The organism is Anoxybacter fermentans (genome assembly GCF_003991135.1).
GTDB classification, from domain to species: domain Bacteria; phylum Bacillota; class Halanaerobiia; order DY22613; family DY22613; genus Anoxybacter; species Anoxybacter fermentans.
Window position 1 is genome coordinate 634390 of the sequence record NZ_CP016379.1, and the last position, 13564, is coordinate 647953.

At 30.9% G+C, this 13564-nt stretch carries 11 protein-coding genes; all 11 read left to right on the forward strand.

What is annotated here, in order from left to right; genetic code table 11:
- Positions 1 to 105: 105 nt before the first annotated feature.
- The 11 genes from BBF96_RS02820 (at position 106) to BBF96_RS02865 (ending at position 13561) form a co-directional block, all read left to right on the forward strand.
- Positions 106 to 1779: a ribonuclease J gene (locus BBF96_RS02820; protein ID WP_127018157.1), complete on the forward strand. Its 1674-nt coding sequence runs from the start codon at positions 106 to 108 to the stop codon at positions 1777 to 1779.
- An 898-nt stretch (positions 1780 to 2677) separates the two neighbouring features.
- A complete protein-coding gene (locus BBF96_RS16325; protein WP_164730866.1) occupies positions 2678 to 2827 on the forward strand; it encodes a hypothetical protein in 150 nt (49 codons plus the stop codon).
- Between the two features lie 12 nt (positions 2828 to 2839).
- Entirely contained in the window at positions 2840 to 5188 is a 2349-nt protein-coding gene (cas10, locus tag BBF96_RS02825) for a type III-A CRISPR-associated protein Cas10/Csm1 (RefSeq protein WP_164730867.1), read from the forward strand.
- Positions 5189 to 5191: 3 nt separating this feature from the next.
- Positions 5192 to 5626 (forward strand): type III-A CRISPR-associated protein Csm2, encoded by a 435-nt coding sequence (gene csm2, locus BBF96_RS02830; protein ID WP_127015756.1) that lies wholly within the window; start codon positions 5192 to 5194, stop codon positions 5624 to 5626.
- 31 nt (positions 5627 to 5657) lie between these two features.
- Positions 5658 to 6545, forward strand: a complete 888-nt coding sequence (csm3, locus tag BBF96_RS02835; RefSeq protein WP_164730868.1) for a type III-A CRISPR-associated RAMP protein Csm3 — start codon at positions 5658 to 5660, stop codon at positions 6543 to 6545.
- Positions 6532 to 7611, forward strand: a complete 1080-nt coding sequence (csm4, locus tag BBF96_RS02840) for a type III-A CRISPR-associated RAMP protein Csm4 (protein WP_127015758.1) — start codon at positions 6532 to 6534, stop codon at positions 7609 to 7611. The genes csm3 and csm4 overlap by 14 nt, the downstream gene beginning before the upstream one ends.
- Entirely contained in the window at positions 7611 to 8711 is a 1101-nt protein-coding gene (csm5, locus tag BBF96_RS02845) for a type III-A CRISPR-associated RAMP protein Csm5 (protein WP_127015759.1), read from the forward strand. The genes csm4 and csm5 overlap by 1 nt, the downstream gene beginning before the upstream one ends.
- 2 nt (positions 8712 to 8713) lie before the next feature.
- Complete coding sequence (locus BBF96_RS02850) at positions 8714 to 10219, forward strand: hypothetical protein (RefSeq protein ID WP_127015760.1); 1506 nt, start codon at positions 8714 to 8716, stop codon at positions 10217 to 10219.
- A gap of 814 nt (positions 10220 to 11033) precedes the next feature.
- On the forward strand, positions 11034 to 11708 hold the full coding sequence (locus BBF96_RS02855) for a CRISPR-associated endonuclease Cas6 (protein ID WP_127015761.1): 675 nt from the start codon (positions 11034 to 11036) through the stop codon (positions 11706 to 11708).
- A 587-nt stretch (positions 11709 to 12295) separates the two neighbouring features.
- Complete coding sequence (locus BBF96_RS02860; protein WP_127018158.1) at positions 12296 to 12601, forward strand: MTH1187 family thiamine-binding protein; 306 nt, start codon at positions 12296 to 12298, stop codon at positions 12599 to 12601.
- Between the two features lie 81 nt (positions 12602 to 12682).
- Positions 12683 to 13561 carry a ClpP family protease gene (locus BBF96_RS02865; RefSeq protein ID WP_269467429.1) on the forward strand — a complete coding sequence of 293 codons (879 nt, stop codon included), beginning with the start codon at positions 12683 to 12685 and terminating at the stop codon, positions 13559 to 13561.
- The last annotated feature ends 3 nt before the right edge of the window (positions 13562 to 13564 follow it).

Below are 13564 nucleotides of genomic sequence, written 5' to 3' on the forward strand. Positions count from 1 at the left end.
CATTATAATAAATATAACAGGTTAGATGAGCGGTTTTTTTTTTGCTTATTTTTGTGAGAATTGCCACGGGTAAATTACTGATTGAGGAGGTGTGGTTTGACTTTAATGTCTAAAAAATTGAAAAATGAAACCGTTTCGATAATTCCTCTCGGAGGAGTGGGAGAGATTGGCAAGAATATGATGGTTGTGGAAGTCGGGGATGAGATTCTTGTAATTGATGCTGGAATTATGTTCCCGGAAGATGATCTATTGGGTATAGATTATGTAATTCCTGACATTACTTATCTTATCGAAAATAAAGAACGGATTCAGGGAATTGCACTTACCCACGGTCATGAGGACCATATTGGAGCTCTCCCATATGTTTTGCGCGAGATTAACGTTCCGGTTTATGGAACACGTCTTACTATGGGATTGGTTGAAGGGAAATTGAAGGAGCATAATATGCTTTCTGGTGTAAAATTACGGGTTGTCAACCCTGGATCATCAGTTATGATCGGTTCTTTTAGAGTTGACTTTATCCGGGTCAATCATAGTATTGCAGATGCCTGTGCTCTGGCAATTCATACTCCCATTGGACCATTAGTATATGCCAGTGATTTTAAATTTGATCAGACTCCGGTGGATGGTCATGTAGCTGATTTTCATAAATTGGCCGATTTAGGTACTCAAGGAGTGTTGGCTCTCTTCTCAGATAGTACTAATGCAGAGCATGAAGGTGTGACATTATCTGAGAAAGTTGTGGGTGAGTCCATTGAAGAGGCAGTTCGTATGGCGAAAGGACGGATCATTGTAGCTACTTTTGCGTCTAATATTCATCGAATTCAGCAGGTTGTGGACGCTGCCTTTAAATATAACAGAAAAATTGCTATTACCGGCCGGAGTATGGTTAACTATGTGAATATTGCGCGGGATCTGGGATATCTTCACATTCCAGAAGGAATGATGATTGATTTGAAAGATGCTAATCGGTATCGAGACCATCAACTCTGTTTTTTGACTACAGGTAGTCAGGGGGAACCAATGGCAGCATTGACCCGTATGGCCAGGGGAGACCACCGTCAAATTAACATTAAACCAGGAGATACCGTTATTGTTTCCGCTTCTGCCATTCCCGGTAATGAAAAATTTCTCGCGCAAACTATAAACCAACTCTTCAAGAGAGGAGCAAATGTTGTATATGATGCAGTCTCAGGTGTTCATGTTTCTGGACACGCAAGTCAAGAAGAGCTAAAATTGATGCTAAATCTGGTTAAGCCCCGTTTCTTTATACCTGTTCATGGTGAATATCGACATTTATATCACCATGCAGAATTAGCGAAAGAAGTGGGGATTCCTGAAGAGAATATTTTTATCACTGAACCGGGGTCAGTTTTGCAATTTACTAATGATAATGGTAAAATTGCAGGAACCGTTACTGCAGGTCAGGTATTGGTCGATGGCCTTGGGGTTGGTGATGTAGGTAATATCGTATTAAGGGATCGCCGTCTTTTAAGTCAGGATGGTATTCTAATTGTTGTTTTAACCATTGATAAAGATTCAGGAAAGATTGTTTCTGGACCCGATATTATTACCCGTGGTTTTGTATATATTCGTGAGTCTGAAGAACTTATACTTGCTGCTACTGAGCGAGTAGAGAAGGCTTTAGCAAAATGTGAAGACAAGGGTATCACTGATTGGGGTATTTTGAAGTCTACCATTCGTGATGCTTTAGGGGCTTTCATTTATCAAAAGATTAAACGGAAGCCAATGATTTTACCGATTATTATGGAAGTATAATTAAAATCCCCCGCTTGCCGTAAGGTGGTGGGGGATTTTAATATAATGATTTTACTGCAAAAAGCTAATTTTTCGCTTCATAAAGAAATTTTTCGAACCATCTAAAGTTCGATTTTAGTGGAAATAAGGCATACTAATCAACAGGCCATCCTGGCTCTTGATTAGCTCATCACATCCTCATATGAGGCCTTATTTCGACTGAAATCTTACTAAGATGGTTTAACGAAAAATTTCTATGTCGTTCAAAATTAACTTTTTGCAGTTTAATCATATCTTAATGAAGGAATTTTTCATTATTTGTCTAATTTTTAATATAAGAAAAAGGTGATAGAAAAAATTATTAGAGTAAAATAATGGGAAATGAGATTAAATGAAATTAGCTCTTAAATTCTCCCAATTGCTCTCTTTTTCAAAGGTGAAATTTTACGGCAAAATGCAAAAAAACGGCTGATTTGAGCAAAATTTTGCTGATTAGAAAGGCTATTTGTTTTCTAACTGAAGTGGGATAAAGCTTGAAATATAGCCAACCTTGGACGATGACGGGTTAGAATCTAAGTTCCACTAAAACAAGGATTGAAACTTTGTGACGGTTTGAATTATGATCCAAGTTTCATATAGTTAGAATCTAAGTTCCACTAAAACAAGGATTGAAACTCTTTGAGAATTACACGGACCCGACCTGTATCATAAGTTAGAATCTAAGTTCCACTAAAACAAGGATTGAAACTAACCTTCAGTTATTACATAATCACCTATTCTGAAGACAAACTTTGTTGAGTTAGAAAATTAATTTATCAAAAAAGTTGTTAGTTTAGCTAATTCTTGAAAAACACTTTCAATATATTGGAAAAAATTAAGCAAAGTGTAGTTTTCATATTTCATGGAGGTTTAAGAGAAAGTGAAGTACAAAAGAACCATTAAAAAGAACTTTTTAAAGATTAATTTTTTTGACTTGCAATATAGTTACTTTGTTGTTTTTAGTATTATTTATCAAAAATTTAATATTTTGAACGGGAGTTTTAATATAATTGAAGAATTATATTATTAGGAGGTGGAATTGTTGGATAAAGATAGGATATATTTGGCTGCCTTGTTACATGATGTTGGTAAATTCTTAGAAAGAGCTAAATATTATGGAGATAAAAATTTAGCTCGATTATTATTAAACAAATTAGAGTTTAGTAATAAAAGTTATTTTTTTTCTAGTTGTTTAGAAGAGGTTATTCAATCTGTTTTATATCATTATGAACCAAGAGATGATTTTGAAAGAATTATTCAACTGGCTGATTGGTTGTCTTCATCTGAAGGAAGAGATGAGAAAGAGAATACAGATAATGTAGATGTTTATTATAAGATGCCTTTGCAATCTATTTTTGGAAGACTATTTAAGGAAGAAAAAAAATATGGGTACAAACTAAAAAAAATGTCTTTAGAGACTATTTTTCCAGAGGATGGTTTAAAAGAAATTTCTTACAGGGATTATGTAGATGATTTTTTAGATGAATTAGTGAAAGTGAATAATGAATCACAATTGTATTATCTTTTAGAAAAGTATTTATGGAGTGTACCAGAACAAGCAAGTGGTTGTTATACTGATATTTCACTTTTTGATCATTCTAAAACTACAGCAGCTATTGCTGTTTGTCTTTACCATCAGTATCAAGCAGGTGAATTGGATAAAAAAGAGCTGAATTTGATGACTGATAGTACTAAAAATCAATTTTTATTAATAAATGCTGATATTTCTGGCATTCAGGATTTTATTTTTAATATTTCTTCTAAAGGAGCCAGTAAAAGTTTAAAGGGCCGTTCGGTCTATATAACTTTAATTTCAGAAATAGTTGCGAGATATATTATAGATGAATTGGAATTAAAGGAAGCCAATTTGCTTTATAATGGCGGAGGTAATTTTTATATTTTAGCTCCGGCATGTAAAGAAGAAAAATTAAAAGAAGTTAGAAAAAATATTTTGGAAACCCTTTTGAATGCACACAATGGAGAACTTTATTTTGCAATTGCTGGACTGCCCTTTTCACCTGCTGATTTTAGTAACTTTGCCGAATTATGGACCAGGGCAAGTAGAAAGGTGGCAGAATTAAAGCAAAAAAAATGGAGTGAGATTGATTTAAAGAGTAATTTTAAAAAAATATTTGGCCCTTTAAATGATGGAGAGAGCCAGAATAATACTTGTGATGTTTGTGGAGTGAGTAGAAAGAATAGGGAACTAATATCTAATGAAGATGATCTAAAGATTTGTAGTATGTGTAATAGTTTTATCGAATTGACAAAAGAGAAGCTAAAAGAGGCTAATTATTATATTATCAAAAGGGGCAATTATGGTGAAAACAAATCTATTAACAATTATAATGATGTTTTTAAGTCTTTTGGTTATCAAATCGATTTTTTAAAAAGCTTTGATAATAAAAAATCATCAAATGAACTAGTTTACAAAATAAATGACACAAATTTTTTGGAAGAAGGTTGTGATGGTTTTATATTTGGCGCGTATAATTTACCTATTAATGAAAAGGGAAATTTAATGACATTTGAAGAATTAGCAGTGAGAGCAGTACGGGAAGGCCGGGGAGATAAAAAATTAGGGGTTTTAAAACTTGATGTTGATAATTTGGGTTGGATTTTTATCAAAGGATTTGAAAAAAACAAGACTATTTCGCGGATTACTTCTTTAAGCAGGATGTTGGGGCTTTATTTTAAGGGATATATAAATTGTTTGATTAAGCAAAAAGGTTGGCAGAACAAAATTTATGTTGTTTTTTCTGGTGGTGATGATACTTTTATTGTCGGCAGTTGGAATACGATTATCGAGTTTGGAAAAGAGTTTTATGAAAGATTCAGGGATTATACCTGTCATCATTCTAAGATAACATTTTCGGCTGGCATTTCTATTTTTAGATATAATTTTCCTGTTGTTAAATTTGCTGAAATTACAGAAGGTGCTTTAGAAAGAGCTAAAAACTTTATTGAGGAAAATGAAAAGATACCTGGGAAAAATAAAATTTCTCTTTTTGGTGAGGTATTTAATTGGGAAGAATTTAAACGAATAATTGAAATAAAGGATGTATTGATTGACATAGTTAAGAGAAATGGAAACAAGCGCGCTATATTAAATAAGGTTATGAGGAGTACTAAAGGTTTTAAAAAAATATTGGAGCAATCGAATAAAAATCTTTTTGATAATTTAAGATTCTGGCGTTTGGTTTATTATTTACGAGAGTTAAATAAAAATAATAAAAATGATGAGAATGATGCAGAGAAAATTATTAATATTTACCAAAAAATAGTAATTAATAATTTGTTGCATAAAAAAGAAGTTAAAAAGATAATGATTATTCCGGTTGCAGTTAAAATGGCTGAGATGGAAACTAAAAAGTATAGTAAGGGGGATTAATCCATGAAAAAAGAAAGAGGTAAAACTAAATATAAAAATGATAGGTTTTCAAATAGAAATGAGTTAATTAACTATTTCAAGAATGTAGTTTTAGATTTGGATAATGCTGATTATGATGAATTTTGTGAAAAAGTTAAAAAATATGCTGAGCAATTACGTCCACAGAAATATGACAAAACTAACAAGGTAACTACTTCTATGATTAGAAAAGTTTATAATAAAATTATGAATGCTAAAAGTATAATTGATTTAAAAATGTTAAGACCTCAATTTGCTTATTTAGCAGGCCGTAATGAAAAGAATGTTGTATTAAAAGAGTTTATAGAAATGCTAGATTCAATAGTTAAAAGTCTGAGAGACCAGAAACAATTGGTTTATTTTCAGAGATTTATGGAAGCGATTGTTGCTTATCGAAAATATGTTGGTGATGATGAATAATTAATAAAGAGAGAGGAGAGTTTTTATGCAATTGAAAGGAAAGATTTTTATTGAGGGAAAAATAATTGTTAAAACAGGACTTATGATTGGCGGTTCAGATACAGATGTTATGATCGGTGGAATTGAAAATAATGTTATCAAAAATTCAGAAGGAATACCGTATATTCCTGGTTCTTCTTTAAAAGGAAAGATTAGATGTCTTTTGGAATTGGCAGAAGGCAGATATCAGGGGTTAATTATTGTTTCTGAGAAAGATGATTCAGGAAAATTTAAGAAACATTATAATGAATTTAATAATGCAGAAGAATATGAGAAAATTAAAAATAAATATAAAGATAATTCACAATATAAAATTAGTATTAAGGCTAATCACTGCAATTGTGGTGAGTGCGATATTTGTGCTATTTTTGGTGTATCTGCTAGTGTTAATTCAAAAGTGGGAAGAACTCGTTTGTATGTGAGAGATGCTGAATTAGATTTAATTCACTTTGAAGAAAACAGAGATACATTGTTTAAGAATTTGGAATTAAACTATACAGAAAGCAAATGGGAAAATACCATTGACAGATTAACTTCTGCCGCTTCAAATCCTCGATTAACTGAAAGAGTACCTGCAGGAGCAAGATTTAATTTTAATTTAGTTTATAATATTTTTGAAGATGAAGACATAGACAGATTTAATTTTGTTTTAAAAGGGCTTAGATTATTGGAGGATGATTATTTAGGCGGTAGTGGCTCAAGGGGTTATGGAAAGATAAAGTTTGATGATTTAGAATTTACTATTAAGACATTAGAAGAATATGAGGGGAAAAATGTGGCTGTCCCAATTTATAATGGAGAGAAAAAAGATCTTTCCATTAGTTTTGAGGAATTAGATTTTAGTAAAGTAAAAAGGAGGATAATCAGTGAAAGTAGTTAAACTGCTTATTGGTGATAGAGCTAAATTTCATTTTGGTAATTATAAACGGGAACTAACAAGTGTTTTTTCTTCCGACAGTTTATTTTCAGCTATTATTAATAATTATGCCTTGCTTTATCCGGAAAAAACAGAACAGATAATTGATAAGTTTAGAAAAAGAGAGTATTTAATATCATCTTGTTATTTGGGAATAGATTTTTGGAATGGAGAAAAAAAGAAAAAAACCATCTATTTCTTGATTAAACCATTTTGGAGAATAGGTAGGGATAGAAATGAAGAAAATGATGATGATTTAAGAAAAAGAAAGATGATAAAAAAATTAAAATATCTTTCGTTGAATGTTTATAATGATTTGTTAAATGCGTGGAATGAGGAGAAAGGTTTTTTTGAGTATGATTTATCCGCTCAATTTATTATAGGCAATAAATTTTGTATAAGTAATCAAGAGGTAGATGATTTGAATTTAACTTTTGAAGAGAAAAGAAAACTCGCAGATTTAAACTTCATTAAAGAATATTCTACTCCTAAAGTTGCAGTAAACAGAATAACAAATAAATCTGAAGCATTTTATTATGAGAATAATATAGAACTTTCATATAAGAAAATTGGTGATTATACATTAAAACCATTTTTTTACTTTTTGGCAAATCAAGCTTTTGTTGAAAATAAAGAAATCAGAGCATCTTTGAATTTATTATGTGATGAAGGTCTTGGCGGCAGGAGAAGTATGGGAATAGGCCAATTTCAAAATTGCGTGTATGAAGATATTACAGGGGTTTTAAGTCATGAGGGAAATAAATATATTTCACTTTCAATAGTTTTTCCTAAAAAAGAAGAAGTTGATAATGTATTAAGTTATAATCTTGTTAAAAGAAATGGTTATATATTTTCAAATGGTGGACGGGCTTTTAGAAAAAAAGATGTCAGGGTCATGCAGGAGGGTAGTATTTTTAATTGCAAAGTTGAAGGACAGTTTTTGGATCTAAAACCTGAGGGTTTTAAATTGCCACATAAAGTTTATTTAAATGGGAATAGTTTCTTAATTGGATTTGGAGGCGGTAAATAATGAATTTAGTTTTAGAAATATTAACGCCTATGCATATTGGAAATGGAGATGTTTTATCTCCTTATAGTGATTATATTTATAAGGATGGACAGATTTATTATATTAATCACCAAAAGCTGGAAGATTTCATCTTTAAATTAGATAATGCCAGCTCTTTAATTGATAAGTTTGTAGATATTATTAAAAAGCAAGCAAGTGGTAATCAAAGTTCGAAATATAAGTTGGAGAATTTTTTTGAAGCTAATAATCTTGATATAAAAGAGTTTACTGATAAGATAGTTGATTGTAATACTGATATTAAAAATAAACAGATTTTAAAGTGTATTTATACAGGTAGTAGGCCTTACATACCGGGGAGTACTTTAAAAGGTGCTATTAGAACCAGTTTGATTTATGGTTATTTAAAAAGAAATAGTTATAACTTAAATGAAATTATAAGTATATGGAAACAAAACAAATATAGTTATATAGGGCAAGATATCTTTGGAAAATTTAGTCGGGATATAATGAAGTTTTTACAGGTTTCAGATACTGAGCCTTTTTCTGATACTGATATTGAAATAATAGAAACATATAGAGTAGATATTGAATCAGGCAAAACAAAAAATCCGGTGGTTTTTGAATGTTTAAAAAGAAATTTGTCAACAAAATTTAGTATGACCAGCAAAGGGAAAAAAAATTATCATCATTTAGAAGATGATTTTGATTATTTGTATGAACAAAATGAAGCAGTTATATTTGACTATATTAATGATTTCTTTGAAGATGCTATTAAGCGAGAGATCAGTGAACTTAAAAGTAAATATAAAGGCAAAGGTGAAAATCCATTTTTAAATATAATCAGTTTTTATGAGCAGCTTTTAAATGAGATAATGGAATTTAAACAAAATAAAAATGGTGCTGTATTGAGGATAGGGGCTGGTAAAACATTTTTTGAAAATACGATAAATAATATTTTTAGTAAAAATGAATTTGAGGAAATAAAAAAAATAAAGAAAATCAAAAACAATAATCCTTTTCCCAAAACCAGGACTGTGGTTGTGGATTGTGAAATTATAAAAAATAGTCTGGGTTGGATTAAAATTTATAAGGAGGAATAATTATGGCTACATGTGCATATTACATTTTAGGAAATAGTGATTTGAAGGTTATTGATATGGATGGTAATGAAATCTCTAAAGTGGATAATTTTCGAGAATATACTAGGGAGTTAGCAGATATTCTTAAAAATACAAATAGTACTGCAAAAAAAGATTTTTTAAAATTTGATAAAGAAGTAGAAATAAAATTTCAAAATAAAGGAGAAAAAAATATTTTAAAAATAAGTAAAATACGTATGCCAATTTTTACAGCTTATATAGATAAAATTAATCAAACACAACATAAAAAACCTGATAAAATTATTTTTTTCTATACTAATCAGGAAAATCCAGATAAAGGGGATACAATTTATTTATATCAAATTATTCGTTTATTTGCACAAAAAAGATATAGATATAATGAAAGTGATATTTGTGGAATAGAAGTAAGTTGTAACCCTTCTAATTATGAAGAGGTGGGAAGATTTTACGATGAATATTTTGAGAAAAATGAAGAACAAATTAAATACAATTCTATGAATTACATTTTATCTACTACAGGCACCCCTGCAATGACTAATATATTGTCAGTAAAGATGTTGGATTATCCACACCAATATTATTATGGAGAACGAGCCGATAATGGTGGTACTAGAATTATTGAATTGAATTATTTTACTAAATTGAATTGTGATAGGTATCGTCGATTAATTGATAGAACCATTAAAGATCTTTGCTATAATAATGCCAGTGAGATTTTTAAGGAATCTCCTTTCAGAAAGAAATTTGAAGTTCGACAATTATTGAAAGTAGCATATCATTTGCGGAATTTTAATTTTGAAAATGCTTATGAAGAGGCGGAAATATTAGAACAAAATAAATGGTTGTTGGATAGAGTATCAGATTTGCAACTAAAAACTGAAGAACGTTTAAGTTTGATATATGATTTTATGGAAATTTCTCTGGAAAACCATAAGTATCTGGAGACTGTTGCGTTGCTTTTTGGTCTTTTAGATAATTTAAGACAGTATTTGTTTGAAAAGACATTTAGAATAAAAATTAAAGATGAGAAAACTAATAGTTTTTCTGAGTTTAATAATTTTATTGAAAGCAAACCTGATTTAAAAAGTTATTTTGATAAAAAAGGTATTAAATATAAAAATGCACCTACAAAAGTTGTATTAAATAAAATTTTATCAGATTTTCTCAAATATGGTGATAAAAAAACTCCTGAAGATAGACGAAATTCTAATTATATAGAAAGATTTTTTCAACTTAATGAAAAGGTAGAACATTTACAAGATTTACGTAATATGACACCTTTTGCCCATGGTGTTAAAGGAATAATTCTAGAAGATATTTGTAATCTTAAAAATACCATAAGCGATATTTTAGAATTTTTAAAACTAATTGATATCAAGAAAGAAAACGATGATAAAAAAAATAATAAAAAAGATGACAAAAAAGATGAGGATAATATTTTTAAAAAGATTAATAATGCAATTATAGAATTACTTGAAAAATATTAATTATATGCTGATTTTTTGCTGGATGGAGTAAAGATGAGGATAATTGCAGTCAGAAATATAGAATTTTTAATAACCTTTAGGCTTCAGACGACATTCTTTTTTGATTGTTTTAGAATGCTATTTTTATATTCTGGCGGATCTTTGTAGAATATTATTTTCATTTAAAGTTCAAACTGTAAAAAGTTAATTTTTCTAACCATCCAGAGCTTGATTTTAGCTGAAACAAGACTTTCGAATCAAAGGGCCGTTCTGGCCCTTGATTAGCTCATCAACATCCTCATATGAGGCCTTATTTCGACTGAAATCTCGCTAAGATGGTTTAACGAAAAATTTCTATGTCGCTCAAAATTAGTTTTTTTGCAGTTTAATCATATTAATAAAGGAATTTTTCATTATTTGTTTAATTTTTAATATAAGAAAAAAGTGATAGAAAAAATTATGGAGTAAAATAATGGGAAATACGATTAAATGAAATTAGCTCTTAAATTTTCCCAATTGCTCTCTTTTTCAAAGGTGAAATTTTACGGCAAAATGCAAAAAAACGACTGATTTAAGCAAAAATTTGCTGATTAGAAAGGCCATTTATATTCTAACTGAAGTGGGATAAAGCTTGAAATATAGCCAACCTTGGACGATGACGGGTTAGAATCTAAGTTCCACTAAAACAAGGATTGAAACTCACGTGGTTATCTAAATCCACTAAAACAAATAAATGTTTATCAAAGTTGCAATCTAGACTCTGTTAAGTAGGAGACTGAAAGACAGGTCTATTAGAAAAAAATCAGGTGTACAGGAATAATTGAGGAGGTTATGGATGATAATTAAACAATCAATATTACAATTTGAGATTGGTGAAAACCTATCATTGAATTATGGACATTATCTTCGTGGATATTTTGCTAATCGTTTTTCAGAGGTATTATTTCATAATCATCTGCAGGATGGAAAATTAAGATATGGTTATCCATTGATCCAATATAAAATTGTTGAAGGTAAACCTATTGTTATAGGTTTAAATGAAGGAGCAGATTTACTTGGCAAATATTTTCTTGATTTAACAGAACTGGTGTTAAGAAATAAGGTATATAAAGGTTTTGAGAAAAAACTAGAGGTTAAGAATATAAAAATAAAAACTACTTCAACAATGAAATATTGTTATCAATTTCTTTCTCCCTGGGTAGCGTTAAATCAAAAGAATTATCATATATATTTACAGAATAAAAATTCTATGCATTTTAATGAAAAAGAATTTTTACAGAGATTATTGGTGGGGAATATATTAAGTTTTGCAAAATCAATTGGTTGGTGGGTAGAATCACAGATATTTATTTTACCGGAAGTGCGTCAGGTGATGGTTAATTTTAAAGGCCAAAAGTTGATAGGCTTTGTGGGGCATTTTTATTCTAATGTGGCTCTTCCAGATTTGATAGGGTTAGGCAATTCATCAGCCAGAGGGTTTGGAACAATTAAGAGAAAGGTTAGAATCTAAGTTCCACTAAAACAAGGATTGAAATATACCAACGTTAATTGAAATTAAATTTTGCGTAATTTGGGGATATGTATGCAGGATATTCTAATGTTTATATCCTTATTTCATTGGAATAAGGATTGAATTTGATTTGATAGGACTTATGTTGAAAAATTAACCAACTTATATAGGTTGGTCTTTTTTTATGTTTGGGAAATTATACTTTTTGCAGTTTGTTGATAACAATATGATGATTATACTGCAAAAAGCTAATTTTGAACGACATAGAAATTTTTCGCCAAATCATCTTAGCGAGATTTCCGACGAAATAAGGCCTCATCACAGGAGGTGATGAGCTAATCAAGGGCAAAAAGGGCCTTTTGATTAGGAAGCCTTATTTCGGTGGAAATTGAGCTTTAGATGATTCGAAAAATTTCTCAAGAAGCGAAAAATTAGCTTTTTGCAGCAAAAGAAAGACTGTGGTCATAAAGATAACTAATCACAATAGTATTTTGATGAGTGAAAGGAATTTAACAATTTTGAGAGAATTAAATAATATAGTAGGATTAATTTATTGCTAAAGAAAAAGAAAGGAGATGTTTAAAAGAATGCCAATAGCAGAAGTAACGGTTGTACCTCTTGGAACAGGTGATACAAGTTTAAGTCGCTATGTTGCTGACTGTCACCGGATTCTTAAAAAAGAGAAAATCAAATTTCAGCTAACTCCTATGGGAACAATTCTGGAGGGAGATTTGGACAAGATCTTTGAGGTAGTAAAAAAACTTCATGAGGTACCTTTTGATGCTGGCGCTCTCCGGGTTTCTACTACTTTAAAAATTGATGACCGCCGTGACCGGAAAGCCAGTATGGAACAAAAAATACGTTCGGTGGAAGAAAAATTACAGGAAAGTTGAGAGTGTTTCAATCTTAACGAATGATTTTCACTCTCCTTAATCATAATAAAGATAGACTTTTTAAGGAGAGTGAGAGTAAAGATGAAAATGGAATTTCATAAAAATCAGGTAACTGGAAGGGAAGGTCAATATACTACAACTCAACCGCCGCGGTCACCAAAGACAGTATCACCATCGCCTCAATTTGTACCACAACCACCACAAATTACACCCGAACAGCCGCAAAGACATGAGCCCGCAGGAAATGGTGCACCTGAATCTGTGCCAAAAAGAAAGCGGCCAATTAGGTTAAGAAATGCTTCTATGACAGCATTAAGACAATTTGGGCAAAATAATATTCCTACTGATGTCCAGAGTGATATACATATGTTGAGTATTATAGGACAGATTGAAGGACATATGGTGCTGCCTCCCAAAAACAAAAGCACAAAATATGAACATATTTTGCCTCAACTTATGGCTATAGAAGAGAATCCTAAGATCAAAGGGCTTTTGGTGGTTTTAAATACTGTTGGTGGAGATATTGAAGCCGGATTAGCAATTGCCGAGATGTTGGCCAGTATGACTAAACCCACTGTATCTCTAATTTTGGGCGGTGGTCACAGTATTGGTGTTCCTATTGCAGTTGCGGCAGATTATTCATTTATTGCCCGGACGGCTTCTATGACTATCCATCCCATCCGTTTGACAGGATTGGTCATTAGTGTTCCTCAAACTTATGAATATTTAGAGAAAATGCAAGATCGGGTAGTGAAGTTTGTTACTTCCCATTCCAATATTTCAGAGGATAGATTTAGACAATTGATGTTCCAGACAGGGGAATTGGTTCGTGATGTAGGAACAGTTCTTGTTGGTGAAGCTGCGGTTAAAGAAGGGCTGATTGATGAAGTCGGTGGATTGGCTCAGGCCATTCAGAAATTACATGCTTATATTAATGAAAATCAAAAGAATTTGCACTAAAAT

Bases quoted from the DNA above. Each gene is read 5' to 3' on its own strand.
- BBF96_RS02820 (WP_127018157.1), top strand. From the start codon at position 106: ATGTCTAAAAAATTGAAAAATGAAACCGTTTCGATAATTCCTCTCGGA.
- csm2 (WP_127015756.1), top strand. From the start codon at position 5,192: ATGAAAAAAGAAAGAGGTAAAACTAAATATAAAAATGATAGGTTTTCA.
- csm5 (WP_127015759.1), top strand. From the start codon at position 7,611: ATGAATTTAGTTTTAGAAATATTAACGCCTATGCATATTGGAAATGGA.
- BBF96_RS02850 (WP_127015760.1), top strand. From the start codon at position 8,714: ATGGCTACATGTGCATATTACATTTTAGGAAATAGTGATTTGAAGGTT.
- BBF96_RS02855 (WP_127015761.1), top strand. From the start codon at position 11,034: ATGATAATTAAACAATCAATATTACAATTTGAGATTGGTGAAAACCTA.
- BBF96_RS02860 (WP_127018158.1), top strand. From the start codon at position 12,296: ATGCCAATAGCAGAAGTAACGGTTGTACCTCTTGGAACAGGTGATACA.
- BBF96_RS02865 (WP_269467429.1), top strand. From the start codon at position 12,683: ATGAAAATGGAATTTCATAAAAATCAGGTAACTGGAAGGGAAGGTCAA.